Origin of the sequence: Streptomyces toyocaensis (genome assembly GCF_000725125.1) — a bacterium.
Classification (GTDB): Bacteria; Actinomycetota; Actinomycetes; order Streptomycetales; family Streptomycetaceae; genus Streptomyces; species Streptomyces toyocaensis.
Map to the genome: position 1 here is coordinate 1 of NZ_JFCB01000003.1, position 16,527 is coordinate 16,527.

The 16,527-nt window shown below is 71.5% G+C and carries 16 protein-coding genes; 13 read left to right on the plus strand and 3 right to left on the minus strand.

The window, feature by feature from the left end; genetic code table 11:
* Window positions 1-13: 13 nt before the first annotated feature.
* From BU52_RS05305 to BU52_RS05335, 8 genes are all read left to right on the plus strand, one after another.
* The gene (locus BU52_RS05305) at window positions 14-664 is read left to right on the plus strand and encodes an HAD family hydrolase (RefSeq protein ID WP_037928991.1); all 651 of its coding nucleotides are present in this window, start codon (window positions 14-16) and stop codon (window positions 662-664) included.
* Between the two features lie 60 nt (window positions 665-724).
* Window positions 725-1,954 carry an MFS transporter gene (locus BU52_RS05310; RefSeq protein ID WP_107061086.1) on the plus strand — a complete coding sequence of 410 codons (1,230 nt, stop codon included), beginning with the start codon at window positions 725-727 and terminating at the stop codon, window positions 1,952-1,954.
* The gene (locus BU52_RS05315) at window positions 1,905-3,077 is read left to right on the plus strand and encodes an acetoin utilization protein AcuC (protein WP_078903133.1); all 1,173 of its coding nucleotides are present in this window, start codon (window positions 1,905-1,907) and stop codon (window positions 3,075-3,077) included. Before BU52_RS05310 ends, BU52_RS05315 begins: the two co-directional genes overlap by 50 nt.
* A 90-nt stretch (window positions 3,078-3,167) precedes the next feature.
* Window positions 3,168-3,983 (plus strand): phosphatase, encoded by an 816-nt coding sequence (locus BU52_RS05320; protein WP_037929673.1) that lies wholly within the window; start codon window positions 3,168-3,170, stop codon window positions 3,981-3,983.
* A gap of 129 nt (window positions 3,984-4,112) precedes the next feature.
* Complete coding sequence (locus BU52_RS05325) at window positions 4,113-4,325, plus strand: helix-turn-helix domain-containing protein (protein ID WP_157847821.1); 213 nt, start codon at window positions 4,113-4,115, stop codon at window positions 4,323-4,325.
* A 154-nt stretch (window positions 4,326-4,479) separates the two neighbouring features.
* The gene (locus tag BU52_RS33265; RefSeq protein WP_003948845.1) at window positions 4,480-4,578 is read left to right on the plus strand and encodes a 30S ribosomal protein bS22; all 99 of its coding nucleotides are present in this window, start codon (window positions 4,480-4,482) and stop codon (window positions 4,576-4,578) included.
* A gap of 190 nt (window positions 4,579-4,768) precedes the next feature.
* Window positions 4,769-5,830: an NAD-dependent epimerase/dehydratase family protein gene (locus BU52_RS05330; protein WP_037929003.1), complete on the plus strand. Its 1,062-nt coding sequence runs from the start codon at window positions 4,769-4,771 to the stop codon at window positions 5,828-5,830.
* Between the two features lie 14 nt (window positions 5,831-5,844).
* Complete coding sequence (locus BU52_RS05335; RefSeq protein WP_037929006.1) at window positions 5,845-6,921, plus strand: lysophospholipid acyltransferase family protein; 1,077 nt, start codon at window positions 5,845-5,847, stop codon at window positions 6,919-6,921.
* 190 nt (window positions 6,922-7,111) lie between these two features.
* Here BU52_RS05335 and BU52_RS05340 read toward each other — a convergent pair whose 3' ends face one another.
* From BU52_RS05340 to BU52_RS05350, 3 genes are all read right to left on the minus strand, one after another.
* Complete coding sequence (locus BU52_RS05340) at window positions 7,112-8,359, minus strand: DUF5667 domain-containing protein (RefSeq protein ID WP_037929009.1); 1,248 nt, start codon at window positions 8,357-8,359, stop codon at window positions 7,112-7,114.
* A 253-nt stretch (window positions 8,360-8,612) separates the two neighbouring features.
* Window positions 8,613-9,383 carry an ECF subfamily RNA polymerase sigma factor, BldN family gene (locus tag BU52_RS05345; RefSeq protein WP_078903125.1) on the minus strand — a complete coding sequence of 257 codons (771 nt, stop codon included), beginning with the start codon at window positions 9,381-9,383 and terminating at the stop codon, window positions 8,613-8,615.
* Between the two features lie 439 nt (window positions 9,384-9,822).
* Window positions 9,823-10,734, minus strand: a complete 912-nt coding sequence (locus tag BU52_RS05350) for an HAD family hydrolase (protein WP_051857947.1) — start codon at window positions 10,732-10,734, stop codon at window positions 9,823-9,825.
* Window positions 10,735-10,838: 104 nt separating this feature from the next.
* Here BU52_RS05350 and BU52_RS05355 point away from each other — a divergent pair, with 104 nt between their 5' ends.
* From BU52_RS05355 to BU52_RS05375, 5 genes are all read left to right on the plus strand, one after another.
* Window positions 10,839-11,117, plus strand: coding sequence for a glutaredoxin family protein (locus BU52_RS05355; RefSeq protein WP_037929014.1), 279 nt, complete (start codon window positions 10,839-10,841; stop codon window positions 11,115-11,117).
* A gap of 289 nt (window positions 11,118-11,406) precedes the next feature.
* Window positions 11,407-12,171 (plus strand): redox-sensing transcriptional repressor Rex, encoded by a 765-nt coding sequence (locus BU52_RS05360; protein WP_037929017.1) that lies wholly within the window; start codon window positions 11,407-11,409, stop codon window positions 12,169-12,171.
* Window positions 12,168-13,868, plus strand: a complete 1,701-nt coding sequence (locus BU52_RS05365; protein ID WP_037929020.1) for a glutamyl-tRNA reductase — start codon at window positions 12,168-12,170, stop codon at window positions 13,866-13,868. Before BU52_RS05360 ends, BU52_RS05365 begins: the two co-directional genes overlap by 4 nt.
* Window positions 13,865-14,824: a hydroxymethylbilane synthase gene (hemC, locus tag BU52_RS05370; RefSeq protein ID WP_037929023.1), complete on the plus strand. Its 960-nt coding sequence runs from the start codon at window positions 13,865-13,867 to the stop codon at window positions 14,822-14,824. Before BU52_RS05365 ends, hemC begins: the two co-directional genes overlap by 4 nt.
* Window positions 14,821-16,518: a bifunctional uroporphyrinogen-III C-methyltransferase/uroporphyrinogen-III synthase gene (locus BU52_RS05375; RefSeq protein WP_037929028.1), complete on the plus strand. Its 1,698-nt coding sequence runs from the start codon at window positions 14,821-14,823 to the stop codon at window positions 16,516-16,518. The genes hemC and BU52_RS05375 overlap by 4 nt, the downstream gene beginning before the upstream one ends.
* Window positions 16,519-16,527 lie beyond the last annotated feature (9 nt).

Below are 16,527 nucleotides of genomic sequence, written 5' to 3' on the forward strand. Positions count from 1 at the left end.
CTAGGGTCGAGGAATGCGCTATGACCTCGTCATCTTCGACAACGACGGCGTGCTCGTCGACAGCGAGCCGATCTCCAATCGGCTTCTGGCCGCCTACCTCACCGAGCTCGGCCACCCGACCTCGTACGAGGATTCCATCCGTGACTACATGGGTTCCGCCATGCATCGCGTGCACGATCTCGTCGAGGAGCGGACCGGGCGGCGGTTGCCGGCGGACTTTGACGAGGTGTTCCACCGGCGGGTCTTCGCCGCCTTCGAGCAGGAGTTGAAGCCGGTCGTCGGCGCCATGGTCGTACTGGAGAAGCTGGCCGCGGACGGGGTGCCCTACTGCGTCGCCTCGTCCGGCAATCATGAGCGGATCAGGGTGGGGCATCGCACGACGGGTCTCGAGCGGTGGTTCGACGACGAGCGGATCTTCAGCTCGCAGGATGTGGGCCGTGGGAAGCCGGCACCCGATCTGTTCCTGTACGCGGCCGAGCGGATGGGTGTGGCGCCGGAGCGGTGTGTGGTCGTCGAGGACAGTCCGCTGGGTGTGCGGGCTGCGGTGGCGGCCGGGATGGATGTGTACGGCTTCACCGCGATGACGCCTGCCGAGAGGCTCGGCGGGGCCACGCGACTCTTCGACGACATGCGGGAGTTGGGCAGCCTGCTCGCGCGAAACTGAGCGTCGTTCATCTTCGACCGGATCTACCCACCAGTACCCCCGGGCTCTACGCTCGCCGCCATGACTGATGTGCTGCGGCGCGGCAGGGTCTCGCTGGCGTTCGCCTTCCTGGTGCAGGGCGTCGCCTTTGCCCTGCTGGTGACGCGGATCCCAGCCATCCAGGAGCGGTACGGGGTCTCCGACGCGCTGCTGCCCGTCTTCCTCGCCGCCGTCCCGATCCTGGCCGGCATCGGCAGTGTGACGACGGAGCGGCTGGTGAAGCGGGTTCCGCCCAGCCGGGTGCTGCGGTGGTCGCAGCCGGTCGTGCTGCTGGCGCTGCTGGGGGTCGGGGCGGGCGGGCAGATGGCCGTCCTCGCCGGGGCACTGGCCGCCTTCGGGCTGGCCGTCGGGGCGCTGGACGCGTCGATGAACATGCTGGGGGTGAGTCTCCAGCGCGCCTACGGGCGCAGCATCATGCTCAGTTTTCATGCCGCGTACAGCCTGGGCGGGATCGCCGGGGCGTCGCTCGCGTGGGTGGGGGCGCACGGGGAGCTGGCGCTGTGGGTGTCGTACCTGCCGGTGGTCCTGGTGCTGCTGCCGGCCGCGCTGGCCGGGAGCCGGTGGTACGTCGACGGCGGTGACCGGCCGGCCGCGGAGGACACCGGGGGCGACGGCGCGGCCGTGGGCCTCAGGTGGCTGGTGCCGCTGTGTCTGGTGATGACCGTGGCGTACATCGGGGACTCGACGGTCTCCAACTGGAGCGCGAAGTACCTCCAGGACGTGCTGGGCGGTTCGGAGGAGCTGGCGACCGTCCCGTACAACGTCTACATGGTCACCACGCTCCTGGGGCGGACGATCGGGGACGTGGGGGTGCGGCGCTTCGGGGCCGTGGCGGTGGTGCGGGCGGGGACGCTGGTGGCCGCCGTGGGGTTCGCCGTGGTGGCCGGGGCGCCCGGTGCGTGGGTGGGGATGCTGGGCTTCACGCTGCTGGGACTGGGGCTGTGCGTCCTGGTGCCGCAGACGTTCGCGGCGGCGGGGCGGCGCGCCGACGAGCACGGCGGGCCGAGGGCTTCCGATGCGGCCGTCGCCCGGCTGAACGTCTTCAATTACGTGGGCTTCCTCATCGGTTCCCCGTTGGTGGGGGCACTCGGTGATGTCTGGAGCTACCGCGGGGCGATGCTTGTGCCGATGGTGTTGGTCCTGGTGACGCTGGTGTGCGCCCGGTCGTTCGCGCCTCAACCGGACCGATACGGTGGCGGTCATGAGCGGCCGCACACAGCTGATGTGGGACGAGGCAGTAACGGGCTATGACTTCGGCCGGGACCATCCGATGGACCCGGTCCGGCTCGCGCTGACCCGGAGTCTGGTCGGTGCCCTCGGGCTCGACCGTGAGGTGGACGTGGTCGCCGCGAAGGCGGCCGGGGAGTCGACGCTGCGGCTGGTCCACCGGGAGGACTACATCGAGGCGGTGCGGGCCGCGTCGGCCGATCCGGCTGTGGCGGACCAGTCGTACGGGCTGGGCACGATGGACGATCCCGCGTTCGCCGGGATGCACGAGGTGTCGGCGCTGATCGCGGGCCAGTCGGTGGGTGCGGCGGAGGCGGTGTGGCGCGGGGAGGCGCCGCACGCGGTGAACTTCGCGGGCGGACTGCACCATGCGATGCCGGGTGCCGCGTCCGGCTTCTGTGTGTACAACGACGCCTCGCTGGCCATCGCCCGGCTGCTGGAGCTGGGCGCCGAGCGGGTCGCGTACGTGGATGTCGACGTGCACCACGGGGACGGGGTGCAGGCGGCGTTCTGGGAGGACCCGCGCGTGCTGACGATCTCGCTGCACGAGCACCCGCGGACGCTGTTCCCGCAGACCGGGTGGCCGGAGGAGACGGGAGCCGGCAGCGCGGAGGGCAGCGCGGTCAACGTCGCCCTGCCCGCGGGGACCGGGGACGAGGGGTGGCTCAGGGCGTTCCACTCCGTCGTGCCGGAACTGATCGCGGACTTCCGGCCGCAGGTGCTGGTGACGCAGCACGGGGCCGATACGCATTTCGAGGATCCACTGGCGCACCTGGCCGTGTCGCTGGACGCGCAGCGGGCGGTGCAGATGGCGTGTCACGAACTGGCGCACACGTACGCCGACGGGCGGTGGGTGGCGCTGGGCGGTGGCGGGTACGCGGTGGTGGAGGTCGTGCCGCGGTCCTGGACGCATCTGGTGGGCATCGCGGCGGAGCGGCCGGTGGAGCCCACGACGATGATCCCCGAGGAATGGCGGCAGCAGGTCTACGCCCGGACCCGGCAGCCGGCGCCCCGGCGGATGACGGACGGGCGGTGGCCGGTCTCGTGGGCCGCCTGGGACGAGGGGTACGACCCGGCGGACCGTCTGGACCAGGCGGTCCTCGCGGCGCGGCGCGCGGTGTTCCCGCTGCGGGGGCTGCTGCCGTAGGAGGCCGGCGTCCCGGGTCGTTGGGCCAACCGTGCGGTGTTCGCGCCGTTCCGGCCGCGGCCCGTCCGGGTGTCCCGCACCATCACTTCCGTGCTGACCTCCGACGGCCTTCGTGCGCATCTGCTGGCTGCCCGGCTCGCGGGGATGGTGGGTACGACCCGGGAGGAGAGCCTGCGGAGCTACCGGCTGTTCGCCGCGGGGGATCCGCGCCTGCTGATCGGGTTGGCTCCCGAAGGGGTGTGGGGCGAGCGGGATCTGATCACGTTGATGGCGGACAGGTGCGGGGTTTCGGCCGATCCTCGGCACACCTTCGGCCATGATGTGATCGACCCCGGGCGCACCCTGGCGGCCCTGGACGCCTGTGCGGAACGGCTGGCGGCCGCCGCCCGGCGTCGTGCACCGGTGCTGCTCGGGACCGGTCACCCGCACCGGCTGCTCGGTTTCTACGCCGCTCTGGCAGACGGCTTGTCGTCGGCGGGATGTGCCGTCCTCACCCCGGCGCAGGGTCGCCGTGTCGACATAACGACCCGGTTCGGTCTACGCACGTGCAACCTCGACTACGTACGAGGAGTCGGGCTCGTCCGGGGCGCGACCTCGCAGCGCCCCGGTTGTGAGCCGGGCGCACACACGCACTCCCCCCTCCCGGTTCGGATCGCGCTCGCCGCGGCGGCCGACGCCGGCGGGCCGCTTCCCGAGATGGTGATCGGAGATCACGGCTGGGTCTGCGGGGCAGGTCAGCTGGGGTTCGAGACCGTCGGACTGGCGGATGTGAACGACCCGGCCCCGTTCGTCGGGGAGGCCGAGGGGGCCGTATCCGTCGTGGTTCCACTTGATGACGGCGTGCGGTCCGATTACTACCTGCCGCTGACCCGCTACGTACTCAATCGAGCGTGTCTGTCACAGTAGGCCGCCGATGGGTGCACCTCTTCCCCACTCGCATCACCCGCCCCTACATTGGGGAGTGAGCACGCAGCGACGAAGAGTCACCGGAAGGGGAAGCCGGTGGCCGTCGAGTGCGGAAGGTTCAGGTGTGTCATGGCTGCAGCTGGCGAAAGGCCTCTGAACGAGGTTCAGTTCCTTACCGTGGCGGAAGTCGCCTCGGTGATGCGAGTGTCGAAGATGACCGTGTACCGGCTGGTGCACAGTGGTCATCTGCCCGCGATCCGGGTGGGACGGTCGTTCCGCGTCCCGGAGCAAGCGGTTCACGAGTACCTCCGCGAGAGTTACGTGGGGGTGGACTCCGCCTGACGGCGTGCCGGGGAGTCCCGTGCCGGGCACTCGTGGGCCTCCCCGGTCACCTCGATTACGACCTCAGCGCTCGGGCGGGTAGGCTAGCCCCTCGTAGGTCGTGTGGGCCCATGGCGCCCAAACACCGAGTGATGAGAAGTGAGCGAGGGTAGTCGTGGGCTCTGTTATCAAGAAGCGGCGCAAGCGGATGGCCAAGAAGAAGCACCGCAAGCTGCTCAAGCGCACGCGCGTTCAGCGTCGCAACAAGAAGTAAGCGGCAGCGCGACAGCGTGTCCAGTGGCCCCCCACCGCAGTCCGGTGGGGGGCCACTGCCATTCGTACGGTCCGGGGCGGCGTTCGTACGTCCGGGGATGTCGTCACGTCAAGCATCCGGCCGGTACCACAGAGCGACGACGACCCGATAGGTTGGCCGTCGGGAGCAGGGCGAGAGGAAGGCGCTGATCTTGGGAAAGGTCGTGCTCGTGACCGGGGTGGCCCGTCAGCTGGGGGGCCGTTTCGTCCGGCGGATCCTGCGGGATCCGGAGGTGGACCGGGTCGTCGGCGTGGACGCGGTCCCGCCCGAGCATCACCTGGGCGGCGCCGACTTCGTCCAGGCGGACATCCGGCAGCCCACCATCGCGCGGGTCGTCGCCGAGACGGGTGCCGACACGGTCGTCCACCTCGATGTCACGGGCACGCCGCTGGTCAGCGGCAGCCGGACCTCGCTCAAGGAGACCAACGTCATCGGCACCATGCAGCTGCTGGGTGCCTGCCAGAAGTCCCCGAGCATCAAACGCCTGGTCGTGAAGTCCAGTACGAACGTCTACGGCTCGGCGCCGCGCGATCCCGCGGTCTTCACCGAGACGACCCCACCCAAGTCGCTGCCCAGCGGCGGCTTCGCGAAGGACACGGTCGAGGTGGAGGGCTACGTGCGGGGCTTCGCGCGCCGCCGCCCTGACGTGGCCGTGTGCGTGCTCAGGTTCGCCAACATCCTGGGCCCGGCCGCGGACAGCCCGCTGGCCTCGTACTTCTCGCTGCCTGTGCTGCCGACCGTGTTCGGCTACGACCCCCGGTTGCAGTTCGTGCACGAGGACGACGTCATCGAGGTGCTGCGGATCGGCTCGCACGAACCGAGGCGTGGCACGCTCAACAGCGGCACCTTCAACATCGCGGGCGACGGCGTGCTGCTGCTGTCGCAGTGTTCGCGGCGGCTGGGCCGGCCGACCGTGCCGCTGCTGCTTCCCGCGGTCACCTGGGCGGGCTCGCTGGTGCGTACGCTGGGGATGACGGACTTCTCGCCCGAGCAGATCCGGCTGCTCACCCACGGGCGGGTGGTGGCGACGGACCAGATGCGGGAGACGCTGGGTTTCACCCCGAAGTACTCGACTGCTGAAACGTTTGCGGACTTCGCGCGCAGTCGTGGTCCCGGGCTGCTTCCGCCGGAGGCCCTCGCGGGGGCCGTCGACCGGATCGCCGCGCTGCCCCTCCCGGGCAGCGGTCACTCCCCGACGCAGAGCGCCAACTGAGGAGCGCAGCAACGATGGCGGACGCCAAGGTCATTCCGTTCGACGACGACCACCGCCCCCGCGGCGGTGCCGCGCAGCGCCCGTCGCGCCGCCGAAGTCCGGGGAGCCGGCGCCAGGGCCCCGCGCAGGCCGCGGCGGTGGGGGAGGTCCAGCCACTGCCGGGCGTGGCGTCCGTGCGTGAAGATGATCCGGTGACCGGAGAGGACGAGCAGCCCCAGCCCCAGGAGCAGACCGGCGACGGCTCCGGAGCCGGCGGCCTGGAGCGGCGGGTGGCGAGCGGTCTCGCCTTTCTGCGCCGCCGCCTCACCGGGGACTACGAGGTCGACGACTTCGGGTACGACGAGGAGCTCACCGACCAGGTCCTGATGTCACTGCTGCGTCCGGTGTACGAGAAGTACTTCCGGGTCGAGGTGAAGGGCATCGAGAACATCCCGTCGGAGGGTGGCGCCCTGATCGTCGCCAACCACTCCGGGACGGTGCCGGTGGACGGTCTGATGATGCAGGTCGCCGTGCACGACCGTCATCCGGCCGACCGTCATCTGCGGCTGCTCGCGGCGGACCTGGTCTTCGTGCTGCCGGTGGTCAACGAACTCGCCCGGAAACTCGGGCACACGCTGGCTTGCGCGGAGGACGCCGAGCGCCTGCTCGCGCGGGGTGAGCTGGTAGGGGTGATGCCGGAGGGGTTCAAGGGCATCGGGAAGCCCTTCGGCGAGCGGTACAAGCTCCAGCGCTTCGGGCGGGGCGGGTTCGTCTCCACCGCGCTGCGGCAGCGCGCGCCGATCATCCCCTGCTCGATCGTGGGGGCGGAGGAGATCTACCCGATGATCGGCAATGCGAAGACGCTGGCCCGGCTGCTGGGCTTTCCGTACTTCCCGCTGACACCCACGTTTCCGTGGCTCGGGCCGCTGGGGGCGATTCCCCTCCCCACGAAGTGGACCATCCAGTTCGGGGAGCCGATCCCGACGGACGGCTACCCGCCGGAGGCGGCGGAGGACCCGATGCTGATGTTCAACCTGACCGACCAGGTCAGGGAGCAGATCCAGCACACGCTGTACAAGCTTCTGGTGCAGCGGCGGTCGGTGTTCTTCTGAGGGTGCCTGGTCCGGGTGCGCGGCGGTGGGACGACGGACGGAGTCGGGCGCGGCTGTCCGAAGCCTGCGCGGCAGCGCGAGGGCGGCAGACGGGAGGGGTCAAGCTTCTGGTGCAGCGGCGGTCGGTGTTCTTCTGAGGGTGTCGTACGGGCCGGGGCGCCCCTCGGGTGAGAGGGGCGCCCCGGCGGGTCTACTCCGCGTCCTCCGCGTCGATGCCCAGACCCGGGAGCAGGCCGGGCAGCAGCGGCGGAAGCGTCACGTCGGGGGCGGGGGACCCGGTGGCGTCGCCCGTGGGCGGCGGTGTCGTCGAGAGGCCGCCGCTCTCCTTGGGCGGGTCGAGCAGTCCGCCGGTGTTGCCGCCGAGCAGGCCGTCGTCCTCACGGTCGGCGTCGGCGGATCCGGACGGCGCGGTGTCGCGGGAGCCGCTCTCCCCGGAGGCGCCGTCGCTGCTGCCGGGGGACTGCGAGGGGCGGGACCCGGACGGGTCGCCGGACGCCGACGCGGAGCCGCTGCGCCGTGTCCCGTCGCCGACCTTGTCGCTCGGGGGCTGCGGAAGCAGGGACTGCAGCGGGGCGACGTCCTGGTCTATGGCGTCGAACACCGACGTCACCTGCTCGCTCACGTCTCCGAGCTGAACCGGCAGCCTGTCGCGCAGCGTGCCCCAGGCTCCGCGGTGTGTGTGGGAGAAGGAGGAGAGCGCCTGCATCGGGCCCAGCGAGTCCGGGTTCCGCTCGTACGCCTCGCGCAGCAGCCGGTGGCCCTCGGAGGCGTCGTGCCGCATGCTCGAGAGGGCGCGGCGGATCTCGCCGAGGGACTCGTGGTCGAGGGGGCCGCTGCGGGCCCGCTCCATCAGCCGGCGGGCTTCGCCGAGGCGGGTGGAGGCGTGGTCGAGGTGGACCCGGCCGCGCTCGTCGCTCCCGTCGGCGAGGCCGAGTTTGACGTCCTCGATGCCGCGCTTGAGTCCGTAGAGGGAGTCGCCGGGCAGGGCGTCGGAGCTGGCGGCGGCGACTCCGCCGAGGGCGCCGGCGGCGACACCGATGGTGAGTCCGCCCGCGGTGAGCCCTTTGGCCAGCCGTGACCGTGGCCGCAGTTTGCCCAGCGGGGTCGCCCGGTGTGTGCCCCGGGCACGGCGCGAACGCTGTCCGGGTACGGCCTGGTCCGCCGCTTCTCCCGCTGCGGTGCCCTCCTGGAGCATGGCCTCGAACGCGGCCACCAGCTGGGCCCGCTGGACGACCTTGACCTCGGGGTCCAGTTCGGGTTTGGGCAGCGCGCCGAGTCCGGACGCCAGTGCGAGCAGCCGTGTCTGCTCGCGCTCGGCGGCGGGCGGGGCCGGTGCCGAACCTTCGGACTGCTCGGCCGCCGTGCCCCGGTCGGACTCTTCCTCCAGGGCCTGGGCGAAGGCGTTCGCCCGCCGGTGCGCCGATACGTTCGCGATCACTGACGGCACCTCCTCTCGTCATGACGGTCGACTCCCCAGGGGGTCCTGAGGGTTCCTCACCCCGACCAAGGTCACACGATCGGGTGATCGAAGTGGGTCGGGGGGTGACCACAGGGAGCCTGTATCCCGCACAACGAGCGGCGCGGCACTTGGGTTACGGACGCCCGATGGCCGAATGAGGGAGCCAACCGGGTTTCACATACCGTGAGTTGGAGGTCGCGGAACGTGTTCCGGTCGGCCGGGGTCGTTCGGGTCAGCGGGCGTCTTCCGGGAGCAGCCGGGCGAGGGTGCGGACGGCCCGGTACTGCAGGGTCTTGATGGCACCCTCGTTCTTGCCCATGACCCGGGCGGTCTCGGCGACGGACAGACCCTGCAGGAACCGGAGCGTGACGCATTCCTGCTGCTGGGGGTTGAGTCGTCGTACGGCATCGAGGAGGGCGGCGTTGGACAGGGACTCCAGGACGGAATCCTCGGGGGAGCGCTCGACCTCGTTGGCGTCGAGCATCTCGCCGGTGGTGACCTCGAGACGGAAGCGGCTCGACTTGAAGTGGTCGGCGACGAGGTTGCGGGCGATGGTCACGAGCCAGGCGCCGAAGTCGCGCCCCTGCCAGGTGAACGTGCCGATGCGGCGCAGTGCCCGCAGGAACGTCTCGCTGGTGAGGTCCTCCGCGGTCGCCTTCCCGCCGACGCGGTAGTAGATGTACCGGTACACGGTGTCGCTGTACTGGTCGTAGAGCCGCCCGAAGGCCTCGGCCTCGCCCGCCTGGGCGCGCTCCACGAGGTCCATCATCCGGGCACTGTCGCTGTCGGCGGCGGGGCGGCGGGTGGTGGCGGCGGGGCGCCCCCGTCTGCCGACGGCGGCGGTGCCGTCGGCGAGGGCGTAGCACGGGCCGGCGGGGGCGATGGCGAATGCGGGGACGGTGTGCGCGGTGGGGACGACACCGCGCAACATGTCTCGGGCTGTCGCGACTGTCGCGCGCAGCGTAGCCAGGCCCGAGGCGTCAACCCCGACGTGTGGGTACACGGGACTCCCAGAGGCAGAGCTTCCATCACGTGCAGTACGTAGTACGTGCAGTGCGGGACCGTTCACCCGTCGTAGCGACGGGTTGGTACCGGATTGCGTCTGAGGAGAATAACGCTTCGTGCAGGCCCTGCTACACCGAGTTGCTCAAATCATCGATTACGTCGCTTCCGTAACCGGTTGAGGCGTGTTCAGAGGTGCCGTGGTGACCGGTTGTTGACCGAAACGTTTCGCATTTGGGTTGGTAGACGGGCGAGTTGTGGCCGTGTGCGGCCCATGTGACTGGCCAGGGGCGTTATGGGGTACGGGAGTTGGAATCGGTGTGTCGGGGGCGTGGTGGGGGTGTCGCTGGGGGCGGTCGGGGTGCGTGTGATTGACGGGTGATCCGGGGGGTGGCCGCCGGGCGGGGGCACGACTGCCCGCAGCCACGCCGGCCGTATGGTCAGCGGCGTTTGCGGTGGAGGGCGATGGCGGCCGCCGTGCCGCCGGCCACCGCGCCGACGCCCGCTGCCGCGGGGATGCCGACCTTGGCGGCCTTGCGGCCGGTGCGGTAGTCGCGCAGGCGCCAGTCCATCCGGCGGGCGTGCTTGCGGAGCTTGGCGTCCGGGTTGATCGCGTAGGGGTGGCCGACCAGCGACAGCATCGGGATGTCGTTGTGCGAGTCGCTGTACGCCGCGCAGCGGCTCAGGTCCAGTTCCTCCGCGAGGGCCAGCGCGCGGACCGCCTCCGCCTTGGCCGGACCGTGCAGGGGCTCGCCCACGAGTCTGCCCGTGTACACGCCGTCGACCGACTCCGCGACCGTCCCCAGCGCACCGGTCAGCCCCAGCCGGCGGGCGATCACCGTGGCGATCTCCACCGGTGCCGCCGTGACCAGCCACACCCGCTGCCCGGCGTCGAGGTGCGCCTGGGCCAGCGCCCGGGTCCCCGGCCAGATCCGCTCGGCCATGTACTCGTCGTAGATCTCCTCGCCGATGGACTGCAGCTCGGCGACGCGGTGGCCCTGGACGATGGACAGCGCCGAGTCGCGGGCCTCCTGCATGTGCTCGGGGTCCTCCACCCCGGCCAGCCGGAACCACGCCTGCTGCCAGGCGAACCGGGCCAGCTCGCGCGTCTCGAAGAACTTGCGCTTGTACAGCCCGCGGCCGAAGTGGAACAGGGCCGCGCCCTGCATCACCGTGTTGTCCAGGTCGAAGAACGCGGCGGCCCGTTCGTCGCCGGGTACCGGGAACTCGGGTTCGCGTTCGGCAAGGTCCTGGGTGGACTTGCGTGCTGCCTCCGCCGAGGCCTCGCCTGCCAACACGCTCCGCGCCGTGGCGGAGCGCCTACGGGGAGTGAGCCATCCGAGAGCGGCCATGGCGTGAGCATAGCCAGTCCGTCAGGTGCTTCCGGAACGGCGAGGTTCGAACGTCGTGAACTTCCCGGGACGGCCTAGTCGGGGCGCGCGCGACAATGGCCCGTATGAGCCCTCTCTTCCGCCGCAACACTCCGGCCGCCCCGCGGGACCGGCTCGTCACCCTCGTCCGCAAACCCGGCTGTCATCTGTGCGACGACGCGCAGGTGGTGGTGGAGAAGGTGTGCGGGGAGCTCGGCGTTCCGTGGGAGCAGAAGGACATCACCCAGGACCCGGAGCTGCACGACAGGTACTGGGAGCAGATCCCCGTGGTCCTGATCGACGGCAGCCAGCACACCTTCTGGCGGGTGAACGAGGACCGTCTCCGCAAGGCGCTCGGTGACTGACCAGCCAGTACAAAGTGGCTGGAAAGTCGCTTAGGATCGATGGTGGCTTGGTCTCGGGGGCGGGATTGACAGAGGAGAGTGTGCGGTTTTGCCCCCAGAAGAAAAGGAACGGTGGTGCGCGCGCGCCGGTTCCATCCGAGTGCGCCGGGGGCGCGTGACCCCGGTCACGTTGGCCGGGCAAATCGGACACAATCTTTGTGCACGCGTTCACAAAGACATAGCCTGCATTCGACGGGGCGGTCCGGGGACGTATGACCGCCTGAAGCCCCGCTCTACCCGCAGGAGCACCGTGGCAACTGGCCGAACTCACCGACCGGCGACCCGTAGCCGAGGGATTCCCGAGGCCACCGTCGCCCGCCTTCCGCTGTACCTCCGCGCCCTCACCGCGCTCTCGGAGCGCTCGGTGCCCACGGTCTCCTCGGAGGAGCTGGCGGCCGCCGCGGGGGTCAACTCCGCGAAGTTGCGCAAGGACTTCTCCTACCTGGGCTCCTACGGGACCAGGGGCGTCGGCTACGACGTCGAGTATCTCGTCTACCAGATCTCCCGCGAACTCGGCCTGACCCAGGACTGGCCGGTTGTCATCGTCGGGATCGGCAACCTCGGTGCCGCCCTCGCCAACTACGGCGGGTTCGCCTCCCGCGGGTTCCGGGTGGCCGCGCTGATCGACGCCGACCCCGCGATGGCCGGACGGCCCGTCGCCGGCATCCCGGTGCAGCACACCGACGAGCTCGAGGCGATCATCCGGGACAACGGTGTGTCGATCGGCGTGATCGCGACCCCCGCCGGTGCCGCCCAGCAGGTCTGCGACCGGCTCGTGGCCGCCGGCGTCACCTCCATCCTGAACTTCGCGCCGACCGTGCTGTCCGTCCCGGACGGCGTCGACGTACGCAAGGTGGACCTCTCCATCGAGCTGCAGATCCTCGCCTTCCACGAGCAGCGCAAGGCCGGTGAGGAGGCCGCGGCCGGCACCGCCGCCGTCCCGGCCGCCACGCGCGAGCAGTCCGCCACCGACCAGGGGCCCGACGGGGACGTACCCGCTGTGATGCCGGCATGAGTCTCCTCGTCGTCGGACTGAGCCACCGCAGCGCGCCGGTCAGCGTGCTGGAGCGGGCCTCGCTGGGCGTGGACGCGCAGACCAAGCTGCTGCAGGACACGGTCGCCGCGGAGCCCGCCACCGAGAGCGCGGTCCTCGCCACCTGCAACCGGATCGAGCTGTACGCCGACGTGGACAAGTTCCACGCCGGTGTCGCCGAGCTGTCCACGCTGCTCGCCCAGCACAGCGGGGTCGGCCTGGAGGAGCTCACTCCTTATCTTTATGTGCACTACGAGGACCGGGCCGTCCACCACCTGTTCTCGGTGGCCTGCGGGCTGGACTCGATGGTCGTGGGCGAGGGGCAGATCCTCGGCCAGATCAAGGACTCGCTGGCCCGCGCGCAGGAGACGCACACCGCCGGACGGCTGCTGAACGACCTGTTCCAGCAGGCGCTCCGGGTCGGCAAGCGCGCCCACTCCGAGACCGGGATCGACCGCGCCGGGCAGTCGCTGGTCACCTTCGGTCTGGAGCAGCTCTCCCTCGGCGCGCCCGTCGAGGGCTGGGCCCGCGGCAAGAAGGCCCTGGTCATAGGCGCCGGCTCGATGTCCTCGCTGGCCGCGGCCACCCTCGCGCGGGCCGGTGTCGCCGAGATCGTCGTGGCCAACCGGACCTCCGACCGCGCCGAGCGGCTCGCCCAGATCCTCACCGAGGGCGACGACACGAACGTGCTGGCCCGCGCGGTACCGATGACCTCGGTGCCGTTCGAGCTGACACGTGCAGACGTCGTCGTCTCCTGCACCGGCGCGACGGGCCTCGTCCTCACGGCCGACGCGGTCGCGGCGGGCGTCGAGAGCCGTACCGGCGGGGAAGCGCCGGTCGTCGACCTCGACGAGGAGGTGTCGTCGGCTCCGCTGCCGCCGACCTCCGTGGGCACCGAGGAGGGCTGCCCGCTCGACCTGTCCGCCGTACGGCCCGGTTTCTCCGTGATGGGCGAGGCCGCCGTCGCCGGCATGGACGCGGCGACGCTGGAGCAGCACGCCGCGTGGGCCGCGGGCACGACCGTCGACCGCCGCCGGACCGGCCGCGGCGGCCCCGAGGCGGACGCCGAGCTGATCGGCGCGCTGGCCGCGACGGCGTCCACGGCCGGCCGGATCCCCGAGCGGCGCCGGCCGGAGCCCGTGGCCGAGCCGCCGCGCCCCGAGCCCGTGCTCTTCCTGCTGGACCTCGCCATGCCGCGCGACATCGACGCGGCCGCGCACCGGCTGGCCGGTGTCCGGCTGGTCGACATCGAATCGCTCGCCGAGGTGTCCGCGGACGCTCCGATGGCTGCCGATGTGGACCAGGTCCGGCGTATCGTCTCCGACGAGGTCGCCGCGTTCGGGGCCGCACAGCGGGCGGCGCACATCACGCCGACCGTCGTGGCCCTGCGCAGCATGGCGGCCGGTGTGGTGGCCGGAGAGATCGCCCGTCTGGAGGGGCGGCTTCCCGGCCTGGACGACAGACACCGCGCGGAGATCACCCAGACCGTGCGGCGGGTGGTCGACAAGCTGCTGCACGCGCCGACGGTACGGGTCAAGCAGCTCGCGGCCGAGCCCGGCGGCGCCGGGTACGCCGACGCGCTGCGCACCCTGTTCGACCTCGACCCCGAGACGGTGGCCTCCGTCTCCCGCGCCGAGGAAAGCACCGAGAAGAACGCAGAGAACCGAGGGCCGGGATGACTGAGAAGGCACTGAGGCTGGGGACCAGGCGGAGCAAGCTCGCCATGGCCCAGTCCGGGCAGGTGGCGGATGCCGTGAGCCAGGTGACCGGACGGCCCGTCGAGCTCGTCGAGATCACCACGTACGGCGACGTCTCGCGCGAGCACCTCGCGCAGATCGGCGGCACGGGCGTGTTCGTGGCCGCGCTGCGGGAGGCCCTGGCGCGCGGCGAGGTGGACTTCGCGGTGCACTCGCTGAAGGACCTGCCGACCACGCAGCCCGACGAACTGGTCGTGGCGGCCATCCCGGTGCGCGAGGACCCGCGCGACGTGATGGTCACGCGAGACGCGCTGAAGCTCACCGACCTGCCGCGCGGCGCGCGCATCGGCACCGGTTCGCCGCGCCGCATGGCGCAGCTGAACGCGTACGCGCGCAGCCACGGCATGGACATCGAGACCGTCCCGATCCGGGGCAACGTCGACACCCGCATCGGGTACGTCCACCAGGGCGAACTGGATGCCGTGGTGCTGGCCGCCGCCGGGCTGAACCGGGTCGGCCGCAGCGACGAGGTGACCGACTTCCTGTCGGTCGACACGGTTCTGCCCGCTCCCGGCCAGGGGGCACTGGCGGTCGAGACCACCGCGGACAACGCGGACCTGATCGCCGCGCTCGCCGAGCTCGACGACCCGTTCACGCGGGCCGCCGTGACGGCCGAGCGGTCTCTGCTCGCCGCCCTGGAGGCCGGTTGCAGCGCACCCGTGGGGGCGCTGGCCGACCTTCTCACGGGCGGGCAGACTGTCAAGGAAATGCGCCTGCGCGGCGTCGTCGGCTCGGTCGACGGTGCCACCCTGGTGCAGCTGTCCACCACCGGTCCCGTGCCCGAGACGCACGAGGCTGCGATGGCGCTCGGTCGCGAACTCGCCACCGAGATGCTCGCGCAGGGCGCGGCCGGTCTGATGGGGGAGCGAGCACATTGAGCCCCACCGCCTTTCCCGCCCCTCCGGAACACGGGCACGTCACCTTCCTCGGTGCCGGACCCGGGGATCCGGGACTGCTGACCCTGCGCGCCGTGGAGGCGCTGGCGCACGCGGACGTCCTCGTCGCCGAGCAGGACGTGCTCGATGTCGTGCGCACGCACGCCAGGCAGGGCGTCGCCGAGGTGCACACCGAGGCCGATGCCTCGGTTCCGGGCACGGGCACGCCCCAGCTGACGGTCGTTGACGGCGCGTCAACCCCCGCCGGTGTACCCGCGATGCGGGACGCCGCACATCTTGTCATGGAGGCCGCGCGGGGCGGCAGGCGGGTCGTGCGCGCGGTGTCCGGCGACCCCGGTCTCGACGCGTACGCCGCCGACGAGATGCTGGCGTGCGCCTCGGCCGGGGTGCCGTTCGAGGTCGTCCCCGGTGTCGCGGCCGCGGTCGGCGTGCCCGCGTACGCCGGTGTGCCGCTGCGGGACGCCGAGGGCGCGGACGTGCGGTTCGTCGACGCGCGTACGGCGTCCGACCGGTGCTGGACGGAGGTCGGGGCGTCGGACGGCACGGTGGTCGTCTCCACCACGCTCGACTCCGTGGCCGCAGCCGCGGGCGAACTGGTGTCCGCCGGACGTAAGCCCGATACGCCGATGACGGTCACCGTCGGCGGTACGACGACCCGGCAGCGCACCTGGACGGCGACGCTCGGGACGATCGCGCAGACGCTGAAGCAGGCGAAGGTGCTGCCCTCCCCCGAGGGCGCCCGGCCGGTGATAGCCGTGGTCGGTGAGCGTTCCGCCGCCGCCCAGCGCGACCGGCTGGCGTGGTTCGAGTCCAAGCCGCTGTTCGGCTGGAAGGTGCTCGTCCCGCGCACGAAGGAGCAGGCGGCGTCGCTCTCCGACCAGCTGCGGTCGTACGGGGCCGTGCCGCACGAGGTGCCGACGATCGCCGTCGAGCCGCCGCGCACGCCCCAGCAGATGGAGCGGGCGGTCAAGGGCCTGGTGACGGGCCGCTACGAGTGGATCGCCTTCACGTCGGTCAACGCGGTCAAGGCGGTGCGGGAGAAGTTCGAGGAGTACGGACTCGACGCGCGTGCCTTCGCCGGCATCAAGGTCGCCGCGGTGGGCGAGCAGACGGCGAACGCGCTGGTCGCCTTCGGCGTGAAGCCGGACCTGGTGCCGAGCGGTGAGCAGTCGGCGGCGGGGCTGCTGGAGGACTGGCCGCCGTACGACCCGGTCTTCGACCCGATCGACCGCGTCTTCCTGCCGCGCGCCGACATCGCCACGGAGACCCTGGTCGCCGGCCTCATCGAGCTGGGCTGGGAGGTGGACGACGTCACGGCGTACCGGACCGTGCGCGCCTCGCCGCCCCCGGCGGAGACCCGCGAGGCGATCAAGGGCGGCGGCTTCGACGCGGTGCTGTTCACGTCGTCGTCGACGGTCCGGAACCTGGTCGGCATCGCCGGCAAGCCGCACAACGTGACGGTCATCGCCTGCATCGGCCCGGCGACGGCGAAGACGGCCGAGGAGCACGGCCTGCGCGTCGACGTGATGGCTCCCGAGCCGTCGGTCCACAAGCTGGCGGAGGCCCTGGCCGACTTCGGCACCCGACGCCGGCTGGCGGCGCTGGAGGCCGGTGACCCGGTCACCCGGCCGAGCGAGCGGCGGCCGGGGGCGCGCAGGCGCCGGTCGACGACCTGAGGTCGTAGC

What these genes read in the sequence shown, in the direction of transcription:
- BU52_RS05305 (WP_037928991.1), top strand. Translation starts at nt 14, where the DNA reads ATGCGCTATGACCTCGTCATCTTCGACAACGACGGCGTGCTCGTCGAC.
- BU52_RS05350 (WP_051857947.1), bottom strand. Translation starts at nt 10,734, where the DNA reads ATGGCCGCTCTCGGATGGCTCACTCCCCGTAGGCGCTCCGCCACGGCG.
- BU52_RS05325 (WP_157847821.1), top strand. Translation starts at nt 4,113, where the DNA reads ATGGCTGCAGCTGGCGAAAGGCCTCTGAACGAGGTTCAGTTCCTTACC.
- BU52_RS05335 (WP_037929006.1), top strand. Translation starts at nt 5,845, where the DNA reads ATGGCGGACGCCAAGGTCATTCCGTTCGACGACGACCACCGCCCCCGC.
- BU52_RS05315 (WP_078903133.1), top strand. Translation starts at nt 1,905, where the DNA reads ATGAGCGGCCGCACACAGCTGATGTGGGACGAGGCAGTAACGGGCTAT.
- BU52_RS05355 (WP_037929014.1), top strand. Translation starts at nt 10,839, where the DNA reads ATGAGCCCTCTCTTCCGCCGCAACACTCCGGCCGCCCCGCGGGACCGG.
- hemC (WP_037929023.1), top strand. Translation starts at nt 13,865, where the DNA reads ATGACTGAGAAGGCACTGAGGCTGGGGACCAGGCGGAGCAAGCTCGCC.
- BU52_RS05365 (WP_037929020.1), top strand. Translation starts at nt 12,168, where the DNA reads ATGAGTCTCCTCGTCGTCGGACTGAGCCACCGCAGCGCGCCGGTCAGC.
- BU52_RS05310 (WP_107061086.1), top strand. Translation starts at nt 725, where the DNA reads ATGACTGATGTGCTGCGGCGCGGCAGGGTCTCGCTGGCGTTCGCCTTC.